Here is an 18707-nt window from a genome sequence, read left to right as displayed (position 1 = left end):
ACGGGGAACGGCGAGAACCCGTATTGTCGCCGGAGTGCGCGGCCGCGGCGATACGCAGAGCAGCATGAAGAACATCGGTAGCGCCGGGCCATGCCCGGCGGACCCCAGGGCCGCGCTGCGCGCTCGCCGGGCACGGCCCGGCGCTACCTGCCCAGCTGGCGCTTCAGCGTGGCATCGAGGGTGATCGGCCGGTCCCAGTGCTCGTAGCTGGCCACGATGGCGTGGCGCACGGCGCGGTAGTGCAGGTTCTGCGGCTTGGCCGGCATCCGCTTCACCACCTCGGCCCAGCCGCCCTCAGGGTCCTGGCTGAAGGCGCGCACGCTGTCGCGGCAGGTCTGGCCACTGGCCTTGGCCCAGAAGCAGGCGAAATAGATGTCGCCGGCCTGCCACTGGTGGGTGGTGGCCAGTGCGGCGATGTAGCCACGCGGCACACCGGCGTAGCGCGATACCTCGTCAAGGAAGGCATCGGGGTAGCGCTCGGCGTAGTGGTTGATGTCAGCCAGCTGGGTGTCGACCCAGGCGTCGCCGGTATCCACCTCGTAGGTCGCCGAACGTTCGGCGGTCTGCTGGGCCAGCACGATGGCCGGCGCCAGCAGCAGGGACAGCAGCAGCGCGCGCAGTGGCAGTTTCATGACCCGATTCTGCCGCAGCGGGCGCTCCGTGTCAGGCCACGGCAGCTGCTTTGGCCTCGATCGTCGCCAGCGCGGCCGGCCAGTCCCAGGCGGTATCGGCGTTGACCATGCGCGGTTCGTCGTCGGCCACGCCGTGCTGGGTCTCGTGCGCCCAGGTCACCGCGTACGGGGTATGGATGCCCCAGCCGCCGAGGGTGATCACCGGTTCGATATCCGAGCGCAGCGAATTGCCGACCATCACGAACTGCTGCATCGGCAGGTCGAATTCGGCCAGTACGCGTGCATAGGTTTCCGGGTCCTTCTCGGACACGATCTCGATGCGCGGGAACAGGTCGGACAGCGCCGCCACCTTGATCTTGGCTTCCTGGTGGAACAGGTCGCCCTTGGTGATCAGCACCACCGGGTACTGCGCGGCGATGGCCGCCACCGACTCGCGTACGCCGTCGATCAGTTCAACCGGATGGCGCAGGGTGTCGTGGCCAATGTCGAGGATGCGCTGGATGTCCTTGGCCTCGATGCGCTGCGAGGTGATCTCGATGGCCGCTTCGATCATCGACAGCGTCATGCTCTTCACCCCGTAGCCGAACACGCCGAGGTGGCGCTGCTGCACTTCCAGCAGGTGGCGGGCGGTCTGGGTGTCATGGACGTCGATGTAGCGCGACAGCAGGTCCAGGTAATCCTGCTCGGCCTTGCGGTAGTAGTCCTCGCTCTTCCACAGCGTGTCGTCACCGTCAAAACCGACCAGGCCGATGGCGCGCGAAGGCGCAGGCGTGGAGGTGTTCATCGCCCTAGGATACAGGCGCGGAGATGACGAAAAAAACCCGGGTGGCCGAAGCCACCCGGGTTGCCCATGCACCGGTTGTCCCGAATTCAACCGTGGATCAGCGGCCCTGGCCCGCGGCCGTGCCACCTGCGCCGGCACCGGCCTGCTGGGCGGCCACGTAGGCCTTGTACTCGTCGGCACTCAGCTGGCCGTCCTTGTTGGCATCAGCCTGGTCGAACACCTGCGCAAGGCCCGCATTCACCTGCGCTTCGCTCTTGCTGATGGTGCCGTTGCCATCGGTATCGATGCTGGCCCAGGTCTGGCCACCGCCGTTGGCCTGCGCCGATGCTGCCGCGGCCGCATCGGTCGCCTGGTCGGCGGCCTGGCCTGCCTGTGCCGCTGACTGCTGGGCCTGCGCCGCTTCGTTCTGTGCATGCGCGGCCTGCTGCTTTGCCGTCTGCGCCATCGCCGGGATGGCCAACACGCTGCCGGCGGCGACGATCAGGGCGATCAGGGGCTTGCGGTTGCGAATAGTCATCTGGGGTGTCTCCTGAAGGGTGGTAGTGCGCGGTCGTTGTCTCCGCACGGCACCTACCCTGCCACCGCGTTTCTGAATCGATTTTGCGCGGCGATCGCCGCGAACACGCATGGTTAACCACCCACGCAGACGCATGCGTTAGCGCGGTGGTTAGTGCGAAGTGAGCAGGGAGTAAGACGAGCATTCAGCGCTACCGGATTTAACCGGCAGCGAACGAAAAACCTGCGTCAGTCGACGGTTTTTTCCGATGACCGCGAACTGAACAACACCCAGCCCAATGCAACACCGGAGAGCGCGCCGGCGATTTCCAGCACCACGCGGCTGCCCAGTTCGTTCGGATCGTGGATGGTGGACAGGAACAGGCGCGCATACAGTGGCGACTCCAGCCGCACGATGCCCATGTAGAACAGCTTCCAGGCGTCGATGCCGGCGGAGATGATCACCGCGATGACGCACGACCAGCCGATCGCATGGCCCACGGTCCAGTGCAGCAACCGGCACAGGTGGTGCCACAGGAAGTACACCAACAGGCCGACCAGCAGGGCGATGAGGCCCGCTTCAAGCGTACCGAGCAGGCCGAAATGCAGGGGAAGGTTCATCGGGCGGGGACGCAGGAGAAGGCGGCCAGTGTAAGGGGTATCGGCAGGGCTGCGCCCTGCACCTGCAGATGCCGAAGCAACGGCAACAGCAGGCATTCCGTGGGGTGGCGGGGCGGTGTCGGAGTGCGGGGACGCCGTAAACCCATCCCTGGGGGCTTGGCAGCCGCATCCATGCGGCTGACACCCCGCAATCCGACACCGCCCCACCTTCGACAGATTCCCGGTGGCTGATGGATTCACGCCATGCGTGGATGAATCTCCATCGAGATCGAATATCTCGACAATTGATCGAAGAGCATCCACGCATGGCGTGGATCTACGTGTCGACCAAGGTCGACACCCACCGAGCGCAGGCCATGCCATTCCGGCAGATCGCGGAAATCTGTCGAAGGCGGGGTGGGTCCGGTTGCGGGGGTGTCCGCGGCATGGATGCCGCGGCCAAGCCTACAGGGAAGTATTTACGGCGTCCCCCGCAACCGGACCCACCCCGCCATCCCACGGAATGCCCGCTGTTGCCGTTGCCGTTGCTCTGGCTTGAGGCTTCGGCAGGTGCAGGGCGCAGCCCTGCCGACACCCCTACCGCACTGGCACGTCGTAGGCAGTACCGGCATCCGGCTCGGGTTGCATCGTGTAGTGCCACCACTCCTGCGCATAGTTGGCGAAACCACGCCGCGCCATCGCCTGCACCAGCTGCTGGCGGTTGGCGTTCTGTGCATCACTCAAGCCCGGCGTCTGCGTATGCGCGCGTGGGCCGAAGAAATCGAAGTCGGTGCCCATGTCCATCGGCGTGCAGCGCCCGCTGCGACAATCCAGCAGGCCAAGATCCACGGTGGCACCGCGGCTGTGGCCGGAACGCTCGGCGATGTAGCCGTCGCTCAGCAGCTGCGGCTTACCCAGATCCGGATACTGCAGCGCCTTGCGCGACTGTTCCTGCGGATCACTCACCCAGGCCATGAACGCCTGCACCGCGCGCACCGGGCGGTAGCAATCGTAGAGGCGCAACGCAAAGCCCTGCGCGCGCAGGTCGCCCTCCACATCGGCCAACGCCTTTGCCACTGGCGCCAGCAGATAGCATGCAGGCGCCTCATAGCCGGGCACTGGCGCAGCGGTGAAGTTGTTGGCACCGGCATAGCGGATGTCCATCTCGATGCGCGGCGACAGCATGCGGATCTCCACCAGTCCCGCCGCAGTGGCGTCGGTGGCGGGCGAGATGCGTGGTGACTCAGCGGCGTGGGCCGCCGGGGCCAGGGCAATCGCCAGTACGAGTGAAATGCAGGTCCTGGAAGTCATAGCTGAAGTCGATCTCCGGATCGATGGCGCGCAGCTCCAGCGTCGGCGTGTCTGCGCCGGGATTCAGCCACGCCTGCGCCGAGGGTTCCAGCGTATCCCACTGCAACAGCCAGCGCCCTTCCAGCCGCTTCACTGTTGCCTGCAGCGTGGGCGATTTGTCGACACTGAAGCGCAGGCCGTTGCCGGTGGGACACAGCGAGGCGGCGCCCAGCCAGGGATCGCGGTAACGCCCCTGCCATTGCGCCAGATCGGTGGCAGCAGCCGGTTGCGCAGTCCGGGTGGAGGGCGCACGACTTCCCGTGGCGGCGCGCACGGCCCGTTCGGCGGCCAGCTCAGCCAGGTAGTACCCCACATGTTGCGCGTCTTCCGGCGCGGTGAACTGTTTCAGCGTCGACTGCATCAGCGCGGTACGCGCGTCTTCGGCCTCGCCGTTGATCAGCATCACCACACCGACCTTCCGATCCGGCAGCAGCGCCAGCGAGGAATACATGCCCGACAGTGTCCCGGTGTGCGCGACCTTCCAGTGCCCGTCCATGTCCGACACCCGCCAGCCCAGCCCATAACCGTAGAAACGGGCGTTGTCCCAGTCGCGTTGGCGTTCGCCCAACGGCATCGGCATGTGCAGTGTCCACAGCATGCGGCGTTGCTCAGCACCCAACCACGTCGGCGCCAGCGACGGGTCCAGCAGCACCTGCATCCAGCGCGTCATGTCGCGCAGCGAACAACGGATGCCACCAGCCGCCATCGACGTCAGGTCGGGGCTGAGCGTTCCATCCGCACCGACCACCACATTGCGGCCGTCGCGCCGCACATGCGGTTGGGCGACATTGCCGACCTGCTCCACCGACCATGCGCCCACCTGGCAGCGGGTCATGCCCAGCGGTTCAAACACGCGCTCGCGCATCAGCTGGTCATACGGCTTGCCACCGGCGGCCGCGGCCACCTCGCCGGCAACGACGTACATCAGGTTGTCGTAGGCGTAACCGCTGCGGAAGCTGGTGACCGGCTTCAGGTGTGCCAGACCGGCGATGACATCGGCGCGGGTGAAGATGTTGGGTTCGGGCCACAGCATCAGGTCGCCGGCACCCAGGCCGAGGCCGCTATTGTGGATCAGCAGATCGCGTACCTGCAGGTGTTCGCCCACCCACGGGTCATGCATGCGGAATGCCGGCAGATGGCGCTGCACCGGATCGTCCCAGCGCAGCTTGCCCTGCTCCACCAGCGTGGCCAGCAGCGCGGCGGTCATCGCCTTGCTGTTGGAGGCGATCTTGAACAGCGTGTCCTCGTCGATGCGGCCGCCGTCACCGCGCACCCCTTCGGTGTGGCGATAGACCACCTGGCCATCCTCGACCACCGCCATCGCCACCCCCGGCAGGTGCTCATGCTGGTCCACGAAGGCGATGTCGGCATCCAGGCGTGCGCTGTCCACCGCATGGGCAGCGGGGCTGGCCAGTGCCGCGAGCAGTAGCAACAGACGATGCAAGTCAGTCTCCGTCAGGCGGTGCCGGATCACATCCGGCGATCACAAATCCGCGCCCCCCGGCAGGGCGGCGCGCAGATGCGTCCTCAATAATTCCAGGTCACCGTCAGCTGTGCGTAGCGCGGCGACTGGAACCCGGTGCCATAGCCATACATCGTGTTCGGCGTGCCGATGCTGTCCTGCGGCTCGTAGTCCTGGTCCACGGTGACCACACGCTGCTGGTTGAGCACGTTGTACACCGCAAGCTTCAGGCGCAGGTCGGTGGGAATGGGCACCTTGTAGGAAACGCTCACGTCCAGGTCGTAGGTCCACGGGGTACGGCCGTCACCGCCGCGCGGCGAATGCACGAACACGCGCTCGGACGGCACCGTCGACTGGCAGTTGGACACGCACACGTAGTAGCTGTGGAAATCGGTGTCGTCGAAGGGATTGCCGGCGCCGAAGCGGGTGATCGGGCTTCCCGACTGCACGCCCAGCGTGGCCGCCACGCTCAGGTTCTCGGTCAGCGCGTAGCTGCCGCGGAACTTGAACTGGTGGCGGCGGTCGTTGGCCAGGTAGCCATAGCCGCGATAGTTCACCCACGGATTGTCGAAGTTCTCGGTGCGGCCGGCGTCCGCGAAGTCGGTATCGGAGTTGACCGGACCTTCGGCATTGCCGCGGCCGTAGGCCAGCGTATACGAGGCATTGAAGCCCCACTTGCCGTCCCACGCACGGTCGACCTGCAGTTCCAGCGCCTTGTAGTCGCGCTTGGGCTTCACCCAGCCGCGCTGGCCCACATAGTTGCCATCGTCGTCATACAGCGCCCAACCCTCCTTGGAGGTATCGATGTCGATCCAGCCGTCGTTGCTGCCATCGCAGTTGGTATCGCCCCACACCGTGTTGGTGCGCCCGGGGTTGCCCATGATCCACACGCCGTCGATCGCACCGCACTGCCCCGTGGCGGTGATGTTCATGTCATCAATGGCGTTGTGCAGGCGCCGGTAGGTGACGCTGGCGGCGACCGACCACGATTCACTCAGCATGTGCTGGAAGCCGAGGATGGCCTCATCCTGATAGACCGGGTCCATGTCCCGGTTCACCTCGGCGCGCAGGTCCGGCACGCTGCCGTCGCCCTGCGAATTGTCGACCGGGCCGATCTGCCCACCCAGGTTCGGGATGTTGTTGGCGGCCCCGGTGTAGCCCAGGAATTCGTACCAGGTGCGCTCATCGAGGAAGCCGCCGGCCTGTTTGATGTTGATGACATTGGCCACCGGCAGGTAATAGCGGCCCAGGTTGCCGAACACCTTGGTGGTGCCATCACCACGCACGTCCCACGAAAAGCCCAGGCGCGGGGCGATCATGTTGTCGATCTTGATGTAGCTGTCGCCGTCGCCGCCCTTGTTGTCGAAGCTCTCCACGCGCGCGCCGATGTTCAGCAGGAAGTTCGGGGTGACCTGCCAGTTGTCTTCCAGGTAGTACGCCGAGTTGATGGTTTCGAACGAGCCGGCCACTTCATAGCGGCGGGTGCGTGCGACCAGGCCGCTGGCAGGTACGGTACCGCCATTGAGCGGGCTGCCCGGATTCCGGTAATAGATGTCATAACGCAGCCCACCGGGACCGGGATAGGCACGTTCGTAGTCGGAGGTGTTTTCTTCGCGGTCCAGGCCGAAGCGCAGCAGGTGGTTGCCGAGCGACCACTCGAAGTCGGCGCGTGCAGCCTTGCGTGTATCCAGCGCCGCTTCCAGCTGCGAGCTGCTTGTACAGCTGCGGTCACCCTGCAGGTTTGGTGGCACGCCCTGGGCCGCGGTACGGTTGTCGAACACGCGGTTGCAGTTCTCGTCCATCAGCGAACTCTGCACTCGGTTGCGCTTGTTCTCGCCGTACATCAGCTTCATGGTCAGGTCGTTGTTGACCTGCCAGCTGTACGTACCGGACCAGTTCTTTCCGCCCACCGTGTTGACGATCTGGTTGCTGCGCTCGCCAAGGATGTCGCCGCTGTCGTAGTCGTAACGGTAGACGTCGGTGAGGGTCTTGTTCTTGTCGGAGAAGCCGAACAGCGACAACATCTGGTTGTCGGTGATCTGCCAATCCAGCTTGCCGCCCCAGAAGGGCTCGTCGGCCTTGCCCTGGCTGAGGAACGTGCCGGCGTCATTGGTCGAGGTCGGACGATAGTCGCGTGCCTCGTACATGCCGAAGAAGAACAGCTTGTCCTGCACCAGCGCACCGGAAGCGAACACGTTCAGTGCGCTGCGCGAATAGTCGTCGCGACGCGCCGAGATGTAGCGGCTGCCTTCGCCGTCGTAGCGGTCACGCGCCTGCGACTGCCAGGCACGCGGCTCGAACACCAGTTCAGCACCGGCCTTGAAGTCGTTGCTGCCCGAGCGGGTGACCGCGTTGATGACACCGCCGGTGCTGCGCCCGAACTCCACCGAATAGCCGCCGGTCTTGACCTGGAATTCCTGGTAGAACGCGAACGGAACCGACGAGAAGCCAACCCGGTTATAGAAATCGGTGACGTTCAGGCCGTTGATGTAGACCGTGTTTTCGGCCACTGACGAGCCACCGAAGGAGATGCCCTGCCCGCCCAGCGAGCCCTTGCCTTTCACCGCACCCGGCGCCAGCAGCGCCACTGCGGTGATGTCACGGTCCACCGGCAGTCGAGACAGTTCCTCGCGGGTGATGTTGGTGGCCGACTCGGTGGACTTCACGTCCACCATCGACACCACCTGCGGCGCGCGCACTTCCACGGTGCCCAGCGTGCTGACAGCTCCCAGCGGCACGTTCACCGTGGTTGCGCTGCCCAGGCTGACCGTGACCTGGCCGACGCGGCTGGCAGCACCGCCTGGCAGGTTTACCTCCATGTCATAGGTGCCGACCGGCAACAACGGGATGCGATAGCTGCCCTTGCTGTCGGCCTGCACCGAGCGCACGAAACCGGTGGCGGGATTGCGGACCGTGACCGTGGCGCCGGCAGGCACCTGCCCCGTATCGCTGGTCAGGCGACCGACGACCGCGCCGTCCTGTGCGAATGCGCTGGGTGCCAGCGTTGCCAGACACGTACCGAGGGCGACGCACAAGGCCGCCCGCTTGATGTTGTAAGCCTTCATCCCCTGCTCTCTCCTGCAAGAATTGAATGGTGGTGGGGTGGTGTGTCGCGCTAGCGTTGCCCGGCTGGCAGTACCCGCCACTGGAAGTCATAGCTCCATTGGTCGAAGTACAGGTTGCCGCCTGACCACTCGGCCTCGCCGCGCTGCGAGTCGACCGTTTCCGAGCGGTAGTGCTGTTTGGCCGGCACGAAGGCCTGGCCGAAATCGTCGTTGAACGCGATGCGGTAGCCATCGAGGCCACCGAGGTAGAAATCACGCAGCGCGGGCGTGTCGCTGGCCAGCGCACCGGTGGTCACATCCATCGGCAGCCAGCCATACGGCGCCAGGTAGACCTGGCCCCAGTCGTGCAGGTTGTTGTAGCCGCTGTCATCGTCGGAAAACACCATGCCCGACTGCCAGCGCGCGGGAATGCCGTTCATGCGAAGCAGGGCGATCAGCAGCAGGGTCTGCTGCCCGCAATCGGCGTGACCGGCACGCAGCGCGTAGTCACTGATGTTGCTGATCGTCGAATACTCGCGTGCACCGGCCCACGGAATGCGATCAACCGCGGCGAACAGCCTGCGTACCACTTCATACGGGCGTGTCTCGCCCTGCAGCACCTGGTCGGAAAACAGCTTCAGGGCGGGCGTGAAACGCACGTGCGGCAGCTGCTCGGCCAGATAGGGCTTCAACGCGGGATCATCCGGCGTGGCCTGCACCTTGGTCGCGTCGATTGCCGTGTGGCGCGCGAAGATCGTCACCGCATAGCGGATTTCAAAGTGCGTCGGCTTGCCAGCGACGGCCTTGGCTTCCAGATAGGCGGTGCGCTGCTGGATGCTGGCCGGGGCGATGCGCGCCTTGCCCGGCGAACTGGCAATCCACTGCACGCGCTCCTGCTGGCCGGGAATCTCGCGCGGGTACGGAATCCATGCACGTACGGTTTCGCCTGCCGGCACTGCGTCCGCTTTCACCGTGAGCGACTGCGTGAATTCGATGCGCTGCGGCAGCACAGATGTCGTGCCGCTCTGTTCGGAGACAGCGACTGCGCGCGCGTGATGCGCATTGAGCACTTCATTCGGGCCGGGCGGTGGCATAGGCGCATCTGCCCGACGACGCGCACGCGCCTCGTCGCTGAGCAGGAACAGGTTGGAGGACGCGCGCTTGAAGTACCAGCGCGTTCCGTCGATATCGTAGTGTTCGATCAGGCCCAGCTGGTCCCAGCGTGCGAACTCCTCGTCGGTCAGGTTGGGAATCCAGCGACGCACGGCGGCCTTGGCTGCGGCTTCGTCGAGGCTGAAATCCAGCTTGATGCGGCGCATGCGCTCGTACTGGAAGTCGGCGGGTGCGGGCACTCCGTCTGCGGCGAACGTCGCATCGACATCCCTGAAGCGACCGCTGTCGACCAGATCGATCAACCGCGTTTCCTGCTCACGATCGACGGCACTGCGCTGATCCGCGGCCGGTGCCGCCCACGCCCACAGCAGCAGCGCGGCGCATAGTCCGGCAGCGACAGGCAGAGACGGTTTGCGAACGGCAGGATCCACAGCGACACTTCCCAAGCGCGGGTGGTAACGGCTGTGTAACACGGGCCGGGGGACCGGTCAATAATTTATTCTTGCTTTCGTCGCCAAAAGGAATAAATATTCCAAAAGGCATTCGAGGAGGGTGTGCAGCGCATGATCCTGGCTTCCCGCGAACCGCGTCGGCACTGGCCGCGCAGGTTGACCCTGGCGCTGGCCCTGGGCCTGCTGGCCGTACCGGCCTTTACCCAAGCGGCCACGCCTGCACCCGACCCCGGCGTACCGCTGCCCTACGTGATCGGCCTGCATGAGGCCTACCTCACCCCGGACTACTGGGCGGCACGCCTGGACAACGCCGACGCACCGATCCTCGACCGCGCGCAGATCCAGGCGCAGAACGCGCGAATGCGTGCCCAGGACAGCCACATCCAGGACATCGCCACGCTGCCTGCACAGCTCGGCGCCACGCAGGTGCGCGACAGCATCGGCGCGCTTTCGAGCTGGCCCAAGCGGGCGCTGTATGACGAGAAGGGACAGGCCATTGCCCCCGGCCTGCGGGCTGCAATCGAAGCCAACCTCGGCCTCGACGCGGTTCCTGCGCAGGTCGCACCGTCGTACGGGCTGGTGGTGAAGCGCGCCGCGCTGCGCACCTTCCCCACCCGTCAGCGTGTTTTCAGCACCGTCGGCGACACCGATATCGACCGTTTCCAGGAATCGGCGCTGTTCCCCGGTGACAAGGTAGCCGTGGTCCACCGCAGTGCCGATGACCGCTGGCTGTTCGTGCACAGCGAGCGCTACAGCGCCTGGATCGAAGCCGATGCCGTGGCCAGTGGTGACAAGGCCACGGTGCTCGGCTACGGCGCGAAGGGCCCGTACCGCATCGTCACCGGTGCCACCGCGCACACCGCCTACACACCGGAAGAACCGCGTGTATCGCGCCTGCAGCTGGACATGGGCGTGCGCCTGCCGGTGCTGGCCGACTGGCCCGCCGCCGAACCGGTGAACGGCCAGCAGGCACACGCCTCGTGGGTGGTGCAGCTGCCGGTGCGCGAGGCCGATGGCCGCCTGCGCCTGGTGCCGGCACTGCTGCCGCGCTCGCAGGACACCGCCGCCGACTACCTGCCGCTGACCCCGCGCCTGCTGCTGCAGCAATCGTTCAAGTTCCTCGGCGAGCGCTACGGCTGGGGCCACGACTACGACACCCGCGACTGCAGTGGGTTCGTATCAGAGATCTACCGCAGCTTCGGCGTACTGTTGCCGCGCAATACCAGCGCGCAGGCGATCAGCCCGGCGCTGGACCGCCTGCCGTTCACCAGCAAGGACAGCAAGGCCGTGCGCGACCGCGCCGTCACCGATCTGCAGGTGGGCGATCTGGTCTACATCCCCGGCCACGTGATGATGGCCATCGGCCACGTCGACGGTCGCACTTGGGTGATCCACGATACCGCGGGCGGCAGCTGGTTCGGCGCCGACGGCAAGCGTGTGCAGGCCCATCTCAATGGCGTATCGGTCACGCCGCTGGAGCCGATGATGGCCAGCGACAGCGTCCGCTACATCGACCGCATCACCAACATCCAACGCCTGCGTGCCAAGAATCCCTGAATGAAGATCACTGCCATCGAACTGGGCATGCTGCGCGTGCCGCTGAAAACACCGTTCAAGACCGCGTTGCGTACCGTGGAGACCGTGGAAGACGTGGTGGTGCTGATCCGCACCGACACTGGCCACACCGGCTACGGCGAGGCGCCGGCCACCGCGGTCATCACCGGTGACACGCACGGCTCGATCATCGAAGCGATCCGCCACTTCATCGCCCCGCGCCTGATCGGCCAGGAGGTGGTCAACCTCAACCGCCTGTGCACGCTGGTGCAGACCGCGATGGAGCGCAACACCAGCGCCAAGGCCGCGGTGGAAATCGCGCTCTACGATCTGTGGGCGCAGCTGCATGGCGCGCCGCTGTACCAGATGCTGGGTGGTGGCGACCCGGTGATCACCACCGACATCACCATCAGCGTGGACTACATCGACAAGATGGTGGCCGATTCGCTGTCGGCGATCGAACGCGGCTTCGAGTCGCTGAAGATCAAGGTCGGCAAGGATATCGGCGTGGACATCGAGCGCGTCAAGGCAATCCATGCCGCCGTTGAAGGCCGTGCACTGCTGCGCCTGGACGCCAACCAGGGCTGGACCGCCAAGCAGGCCGTGCATGCGATGCGCACGCTGGAAGAAGCCGGCGTGGTGCTGGAGCTGCTGGAGCAACCCGTCAAGGCCGCCGACATCAGCGGCCTGAAGTACGTCACCGACCGGGTCAACACCCCGGTGATGGCCGACGAGAGCGTGTTCAGCCCGAGCCAGGTAATGGACCTGATCCAGCAGCGCGCCGCCGACATCATCAACATCAAGCTGATGAAGACCGGCGGCCTGTCCAACGCGATCCGCATCGCCGACATCGCCGGCATCTACGGCGTGCCGTGCATGATCGGCTGCATGATCGAGTCGAGCATCAGCGTGGCCGCGGCAGTACATCTGGCGGTAGCCAAGAGCGATGTGATCACCAAGGTCGACCTGGATGGCCCATCGCTGGGGCAGTTCGATCCGGTCAGCGGCGGCGTGCGTTTCAACGAGTCGGAAATCAGCATCAGCGATGTGCCGGGGCTGGGCATCACCGAAGTGCGGGGGCTGGAGATGCTGGGTTGATCGTTGAAACAACGATCGCCGCCATCAGTAGATCCACGCCATGCGTGGATGCCCTTGCCCTTGCTTTTGCCCTACCCCGCATCCCCTTCGCGGCTGGCACGCGCGCGATCTGTCCGGGGTCGGGCGGGTGGGGTTTGCAGGGGTGTCCGCCGCATGGGCCCGAGGCATGCCTCGGGCGGGTTGGGCAGGACGCCCAACCCCGGCCTTGCCGTTTGCGCAGGACAGCGCAAACGAGCAAGCGCGGCCAAGCCTCCATGGACGGATTCACGGCGTCCCCTGCAAACCCCACCCGCCCGACCCAACCCATGAAACGCTCTACGCAGCCAACCGCAACGCGCCTACACATGTCCGGACGCCCCGCATGCCGCCCCTGCTGAAAATCCGCACCGAGCGCGGGCAGATGTCGGCCATCGAACGCCGCATCGCCGACTTCATCCTCGACAACGCGCACCTGCTGCGCGATTACTCTTCGCAGCAGCTGGCCAGTGCCCTGGGCATCAGCCAGTCCAGCGTGGTCAAGTTCAGCCAGAAGCTCGGCTTCAAGGGCTACCCGGACCTGAAGTACTCCATCGGCGAGGACGTCGCCCGCGCCGGTGCCGACCCGCAGCAGGCACCGGCCGCACCGGACATCAGCGATGACTACCTGCGCCTGGGCGATGCCCTGCGCCGCAGCAAGGCGCAGGCCGAGGAAGAAACCCGCCAGGCCAACCCGCGCGAGGAGATCGAACGCATCGTGCAGCTGCTCGACGGCGCGCCGAAGCTGTTCGTCCACGGCCTCGGTGACGACGGCCTGTACGCACGCGAATTCGCCATGCGGCTGTCTTTGCTCGGCCTGCTGGTGGTGCCGCATACCGATCCGATCCTGATGCTGGCCAACCTGTCGGCGGCGCGTCCGGGTGATGTGCTGTTGATGTTTTCCGAGTTCGGCAACCTGCCACAGCTGTCACAGCTCTCGCGCCAGTTCCAGGACATGGGCGGCAAGGTGGTGTCGATCACCCGCCACACCGCCAACCCGCTGCGCGCGCATGCCGATGCGGCGCTGGTGGTGTGCGCCCACGACCGCGCGCCGCAGGTGGCGCAGCTGCTGTACCGTAGCGCCATGCACGCCCTGCTCGATTTCCTGTTCGTGCTGCTCTGCCACGCCAATCCGGATCGCCAGCAGCAGCTGGCGGTGAACCTGGAACGGATCGATCACCTGCTGGATTCCTGACCGGAGCGCCCAATGAATCTGCTGCTGGCCCGCTTTGCATCCGCCGCGCTGCTGCTCGTAGCGGCCGTCACTGTCCATGCTGCTCCGCTGGACGACGCTCGCCAATTGATCGTCGTCACCAGCGATACCTGGGACAGTACGCAGGGCCAGCTGCAGGCCTTCGTGCGCGACGGCAAGCACTGGCGCAAGCACGGCCAGTCGTTCCCGGTGGCGCTGGGTCGCACCGGCAGTGCCTGGGGCCTGGGCCTGCATCCTGCCCAGGCCGATGGCCCGCAGAAACAGGAAGGCGACGGTCGCAGTCCGGCCGGCGTGTTCGCGCTGGGCAGCGCGTTCGGTTATGCCGTCACCCGGCCCGGAACGGCGATGATTTACCAGCCAATGTTCGAGAGCAGCTACTGCATGGACGTACCGGCGTCGCCGTTCTACAACCGCATCGTCGATGCAAAGAAGGTCGGCAGTGCCGCCATCACCGGCTCCACCGAACCGATGCGGCTGGACCTGCACAACAAGGGCGACGTGCGTTACCAGGAAGGCTTCGTGATCGCGCACAACCCGGACAACCAACCCGGCAAGGGCAGCTGCATCTTCGCCCATCTGTGGCGCCAGCCCGGCGAAGCCACCGCCGGCTGCACCGCAATGCCGCAGGCGCGCATGCAGGCACTGCTGGACTGGCTGCGCCCGCAGGACACGCCGCGTTTCGTGCTGCTGCCGCGGGCTGAATACCAGCGCCTGCAGGCGCAGTGGAAACTGCCCGCGCTTGAAGGAGCCGCACGTTGAGCGCCGCTGACGAACCACAACTGCAACGCGCGGTCAGCCGCTGGCAGATCGTCGGCCTGTCGATCAACGATGTGGTTGGCAGCGGCATCTACCTGCTGCCGGCGGCCACGGTTGCCCTGCTCGGCCCCTTCAGTCTGTGGGGTGTGGTCGCCGCCGGTATCGTCGTCGCCCTGCTGGTGCTGTGCTACGCGCAGGCGGCCAGCTATTTCGATGAACCCGGTGGCAGCTATCTGTACGCGCGCGAGGCCTTCGGTCGCTTTGCCGGCTTCGAGATCGGCTGGATGATCTGGCTGACCCGCATCAGTTCTGCCGCAGCGCTCAGCAATGCGCTGGCCGACGCCGTGGCGCGGTTCTGGCCATGGGCAGGCGCCGGCATGGGCCGCATCGCGATCATCGTGGTCTCGCTCGCTTTCCTGACCGGGGTGAACATCATCGGCGTGCGTTCGGCCGCCCGTACCGGCATCGTGCTGGTGATCGGCAAGATGCTGCCGCTGCTGCTGTTCGTGGCCATCGGCGCGTTCTACATCGACCCGCAGCTCGCTTTCTCCGGCCAGCGCCCGGACCCGCACGACCTGCAGCGCATGGGCGAGGCGGCACTACTGTTGCTGTATGCCTATGCCGGGTTCGAGAACATCCCGGCCGCGGCCGGCGAATACCGCAACCCACGCCGCGACATTCCCTTCGCACTGATCACCATGATCGTCACCGTCACCGTGATCTACGCGGCGGTGCAGATCGTGGCGCAAGGTACGCTGCCCGGCCTGGCCGCGTCGGCCACGCCGCTGGCCGATGCCGCCTCCAGCTTCGGTGGCGAGGCGCTGGCGCTGATCCTCACCGTGGGCGCGACCATCTCCATCCTCGGCACCAACAGCAACACGATGATGATGGGCCCGCGCTTCCTGTTCGCCCTGGCCCGCGATGGCTACGGCCCGAAAGTGCTGGCGCAAGTGCACCCACGCTTCCGTACCCCGGCCGCAGCGATCTTCTGCCAGGGCCTGATCGCCCTCGGCCTGGCGCTGTCCGGCTCGTTCGTGCAGCTGGCGCTGTTGTCGATGACCACGCGCCTGTTCGCCTACATCGGTACCGCGGCAGCGGTGCTGGTGCTGGCCAAGCGCTATGCGGACCGCCCCGGTGCGTTGAAGCTGCCCGGTGGCCCGTTGATTCCGGTGCTGGCCCTGCTGCTGTGCGTGGCCCTGTTCGCCAGTGCCAGCTGGCAGAACATCGCCGCGGCGCTGGTCGCCTTCGCTGTTGGCGCGGTCATCTACAAGCTGCCGCGCAAGGACGCCAGCGCCGATTGACCTGCCGATCACGCTGCCGGCCCGATGCGTTAACCGGCCGATAGGCAGGATCAGGCTTCGTCCACCACGGAGCCTCCTGCCCATGAGCACTGATTACCAGATCCCCGGCCGCGTACCGGAAGACGGCACACCCCGCCAGGCGGTTTCGGACTACTGGCGCGATCGCTATACCAGCGAACCGTACTACGACAACCAGCTGTTCTTCGACGATTACGAGCCGGCGTACCAGATCGGCCACACCGCACGCGCGCAGGACATGATCCGCGCTTACGAAGAGATCGAAGGCGAGCTGGAGTCGCGATGGGCGAAGGAGCGCGGCAAGAGCCGGCTGGAATGGGCGCAGGCGCGCAGCGCCGTGCGTCGCGGCTGGGAAGAGGCAGTGAATCTGGATCCGCGCCGGAACAGCCGCGGATAACCATGCCCTGTAGAGCCGAGCCCATGCTCGGCTGACGCCTCAGCTGTAGAGCCGAGCCATGCTCGGCTGGGTATCCAGAGTCGAGCCCGCTCGGCTGCCGATACACAGCAGCCGAGCGTGGGCTCGGCTCTACCACCGTCCGTCAGTCCTGTTCCGGCAGCGGCGGAATCGACGAGGCGCGCTTGGGCTCAGCGGCATTGGCGGCAATCAGGTCGCGGGTGTTCTTCTGCACCGCCACCGCGCCAAACAGCGACAGCGCGAATGCCATGCCATAGAAACCCTTTTCGCTCAGCACCAGGGTGGCGTTCCACAGACCGACCAGCAGCAGCAACAGTGCCGACAGCAGCGCGAACCAGCACAGTGCGTAGTACAGGCCGCTCACCGGAATGCTCTCGACGCGGTCGCGCACACTCTTCTGCAGCGATACCGCCGCGAACAGGCCAAACAGCAGCAGGGTCAGGTAATAGCCCTTTTCGTTCAGCGGCATTTCGGCATTGAACAGGCCTACCAGATAGGCCACCGCGCCCAGCAGCAGTGCCACCCACGAGGCGGCGATGAAGGCGGGCGAGGGTCGATGGATGATCGGTGCGTTCATTGCAGATCCTTGGCAGACAGGCGGGCATGCTTTGCCCGGGCGAGAACACCCTAGACGATCCGCGCCATGCCGCACAGGGGGTAGCAGGACCTTCGGGCCACGACCGTCACCCCGCCGGTGGTATACAAAGGTGAGCCTGGCCATCCGCATCCCCTTCCGCTGGAGATACCCATGACCCGCACACCCCTGCTGCTCGTACTCGGCCTGCTGCCGATCCTCGCCACCACCGCCTGCAATGCCGCCGGTCCTGATGCGACAGGTCAGAAGGCACCGGCAACCGCCGCGACCGCCAACGACCAACGCCCCTTCACCGCCACCGAGGTCAGCCGTTTCGACCAGCCATGGGCGATGACCTTCCTGCCCGATGGCAGCCTGCTGGTGACCGAAAAGCGCGGCAAGCTGCAGCGCCTGGACCTGGCCAGCGGCAAGAAACATGAGATCACCGGTATCCCCAAGGTCGCGTACGGCGGTCAGGGTGGTTTCGGTGATGTGATCCTGCATCCGGATTTCGCCCGCAACCATGTGGTCTACGTCAGCTATGCCGAAGAAGGCACGCTGGATACACGCGGCGCGGCCGTGGCCCGTGCCACCCTCGCCCTCGACGCCAGCGGCGGCGGCCAGCTGAAAGACCTGAAGGTGATCTGGCGGCAGACACCGAAGGTCAGTGGCGAAGGCCACTACGGCCATCGCCTTGCCTTTGGCCCGGACGGCAAGCTGTGGATCAGTTCCAGCGAACGGCAGAAGTTCGACCCGGCGCAGGACATGAGCGGCAACCTGGGCAAGATCATCCGTCTCAACGACGACGGCAGCCTGCCGGCCGACAATCCGTTCGCCTCGCAGGGTGGCGTGGCCGCGCAGGTATGGTCGCTGGGGCACCGCAATGTGCTGGGCATCGCCTTCGATGCCAACGGCAAGCTGTGGGCACAGGAAATGGGGCCGGCCGGCGGCGATGAGCTGAACCTGATCGTGCGCGGTGCCAACTACGGCTACCCGATCGTGTCCAACGGCGACCACTACGATGGCCGTCCGATTCCCGACCACGACACCCGACCGGAATTCGCCGCACCGAAGGTGACGTGGAACCCGGTGATTTCGCCGGCCGGCCTGATGTTCTACAGCGGCAACCTGTTCCCGCAGTGGAAGGGCAGCGCCTTCATCGGCGGCCTGTCATCCACTTCGCTGGTGCGCGTTGCCTTCGACGGCGACAACGCACGCGAAGCCGAACGCTTCAACATGGGCGAGCGTATCCGTGAAGTGGAACAGGGCCCGGATGGCGCGCTGTGGCTGCTGGAAGACGGCAGCAAGGCACGGCTGCTGAAGCTCACGCCGAAGGCCTGATTGGCCGGGTTGCCGGCCAGCGGCCGGCACTACCGAACTGCAACGGCCCCGCATGCGGGGCCGTCTGCTTTCATTGGATGGTGATGACTTTCACTTCCGTGCGCGTGCAGGCCTTGTCCAGGCACGCACCGTTCAACCACACCTGGCCATCGCCGATCATCACGCCCTGCTGGTTGACGAAGACCTTACCGAACTCCTGCGCGGACACCGCCTTGACCACCGCCGGGGTGATGATCTTTTCGTAGTTGCGCTGGAATTCACCGGGTCCGGTGATCTTCTTCCCACCACTGATGTTCAGTGGGAACCGCACTTCTTCAACCACGGCAGGACGGTCACCCGCGACCACGGCGGTCTTGAAGGCATTGAATACTTTTTCATACTGCGCCGCATCGCCGAGCAGCGTCTCGATGCGCGCGCGGGCGTCGTCTGCTGCGGGCTCGACGGAGCTGGAAGCATCCGCGGGCGTCGCCGCCGCATCCTTCGCGTGTTC

General features: G+C 65.8%; 17 protein-coding genes. 7 read left to right on the top strand and 10 right to left on the bottom strand.

Annotation, left to right across the window (positions count from 1 at the left end; all coding sequences use genetic code 11):
• Positions 1-143 precede the first annotated feature (143 nt).
• The 8 genes from AC27VL_RS10000 to AC27VL_RS09965 all read right to left on the bottom strand — a co-directional run bounded on the left by AC27VL_RS10000 (position 144) and on the right by AC27VL_RS09965 (position 9911).
• Positions 144-632 (bottom strand): hypothetical protein, encoded by a 489-nt coding sequence (locus AC27VL_RS10000; protein ID WP_367786104.1) that lies wholly within the window; start codon positions 630-632, stop codon positions 144-146.
• A gap of 31 nt (positions 633-663) precedes the next feature.
• On the bottom strand, positions 664-1416 hold the full coding sequence (locus tag AC27VL_RS09995) for an HAD family hydrolase (protein ID WP_488766208.1): 753 nt from the start codon (positions 1414-1416) through the stop codon (positions 664-666).
• Positions 1417-1513: 97 nt separating this feature from the next.
• Positions 1514-1933, bottom strand: a complete 420-nt coding sequence (locus AC27VL_RS09990; RefSeq protein ID WP_089238276.1) for an EF-hand domain-containing protein — start codon at positions 1931-1933, stop codon at positions 1514-1516.
• Positions 1934-2160: 227 nt separating this feature from the next.
• Positions 2161-2532: a hypothetical protein gene (locus AC27VL_RS09985; protein WP_025878234.1), complete on the bottom strand. Its 372-nt coding sequence runs from the start codon at positions 2530-2532 to the stop codon at positions 2161-2163.
• A gap of 576 nt (positions 2533-3108) precedes the next feature.
• Positions 3109-3822: a M15 family metallopeptidase gene (locus AC27VL_RS09980; protein WP_100554558.1), complete on the bottom strand. Its 714-nt coding sequence runs from the start codon at positions 3820-3822 to the stop codon at positions 3109-3111.
• Positions 3755-5305 (bottom strand): serine hydrolase domain-containing protein, encoded by a 1551-nt coding sequence (locus AC27VL_RS09975; protein WP_488766205.1) that lies wholly within the window; start codon positions 5303-5305, stop codon positions 3755-3757. Before AC27VL_RS09975 ends, AC27VL_RS09980 begins: the two co-directional genes overlap by 68 nt.
• An 83-nt stretch (positions 5306-5388) precedes the next feature.
• Positions 5389-8388, bottom strand: coding sequence for a TonB-dependent receptor (locus AC27VL_RS09970; RefSeq protein WP_488766203.1), 3000 nt, complete (start codon positions 8386-8388; stop codon positions 5389-5391).
• 50 nt (positions 8389-8438) lie between these two features.
• The gene (locus AC27VL_RS09965) at positions 8439-9911 is read right to left on the bottom strand and encodes a transglutaminase-like domain-containing protein (protein ID WP_488766201.1); all 1473 of its coding nucleotides are present in this window, start codon (positions 9909-9911) and stop codon (positions 8439-8441) included.
• 132 nt (positions 9912-10043) lie between these two features.
• Here AC27VL_RS09965 and AC27VL_RS09960 point away from each other — a divergent pair, with 132 nt between their 5' ends.
• The 6 genes from AC27VL_RS09960 to AC27VL_RS09935 all read left to right on the top strand — a co-directional run bounded on the left by AC27VL_RS09960 (position 10044) and on the right by AC27VL_RS09935 (position 16284).
• Positions 10044-11489, top strand: a complete 1446-nt coding sequence (locus AC27VL_RS09960) for an SH3 domain-containing protein (RefSeq protein ID WP_488766199.1) — start codon at positions 10044-10046, stop codon at positions 11487-11489.
• Positions 11490-12584, top strand: a complete 1095-nt coding sequence (locus AC27VL_RS09955) for a dipeptide epimerase (protein ID WP_089238266.1) — start codon at positions 11490-11492, stop codon at positions 12582-12584.
• Positions 12585-12945: 361 nt separating this feature from the next.
• Positions 12946-13794 carry a MurR/RpiR family transcriptional regulator gene (locus AC27VL_RS09950; RefSeq protein ID WP_100461502.1) on the top strand — a complete coding sequence of 283 codons (849 nt, stop codon included), beginning with the start codon at positions 12946-12948 and terminating at the stop codon, positions 13792-13794.
• Between the two features lie 12 nt (positions 13795-13806).
• The gene (locus AC27VL_RS09945) at positions 13807-14571 is read left to right on the top strand and encodes a L,D-transpeptidase family protein (RefSeq protein ID WP_100554553.1); all 765 of its coding nucleotides are present in this window, start codon (positions 13807-13809) and stop codon (positions 14569-14571) included.
• Positions 14568-15869 (top strand): APC family permease, encoded by a 1302-nt coding sequence (locus AC27VL_RS09940; RefSeq protein ID WP_100554552.1) that lies wholly within the window; start codon positions 14568-14570, stop codon positions 15867-15869. Before AC27VL_RS09945 ends, AC27VL_RS09940 begins: the two co-directional genes overlap by 4 nt.
• Positions 15870-15951: 82 nt before the next feature.
• Positions 15952-16284 (top strand): hypothetical protein, encoded by a 333-nt coding sequence (locus AC27VL_RS09935; protein ID WP_488766196.1) that lies wholly within the window; start codon positions 15952-15954, stop codon positions 16282-16284.
• Between the two features lie 142 nt (positions 16285-16426).
• Here the strand turns inward: AC27VL_RS09935 and yiaA are convergent, their stop codons facing one another.
• Positions 16427-16879, bottom strand: coding sequence for an inner membrane protein YiaA (gene yiaA / locus AC27VL_RS09930; protein ID WP_089238256.1), 453 nt, complete (start codon positions 16877-16879; stop codon positions 16427-16429).
• A gap of 171 nt (positions 16880-17050) precedes the next feature.
• Here yiaA and AC27VL_RS09925 point away from each other — a divergent pair, with 171 nt between their 5' ends.
• A complete protein-coding gene (locus tag AC27VL_RS09925) occupies positions 17051-18217 on the top strand; it encodes a PQQ-dependent sugar dehydrogenase (RefSeq protein ID WP_488766194.1) in 1167 nt (388 codons plus the stop codon).
• A gap of 70 nt (positions 18218-18287) precedes the next feature.
• Here AC27VL_RS09925 and AC27VL_RS09920 read toward each other — a convergent pair.
• Positions 18288-18707, bottom strand: a 420-nt coding sequence (locus AC27VL_RS09920) for a hypothetical protein (protein ID WP_488766192.1), incomplete at its 5' end; no start/stop codon positions are given.

It is taken from the genome of Stenotrophomonas sp. 14P6.2.3 (assembly GCF_057799055.1).
This window is presented reverse-complemented; position numbering and strand designations above follow the sequence as displayed.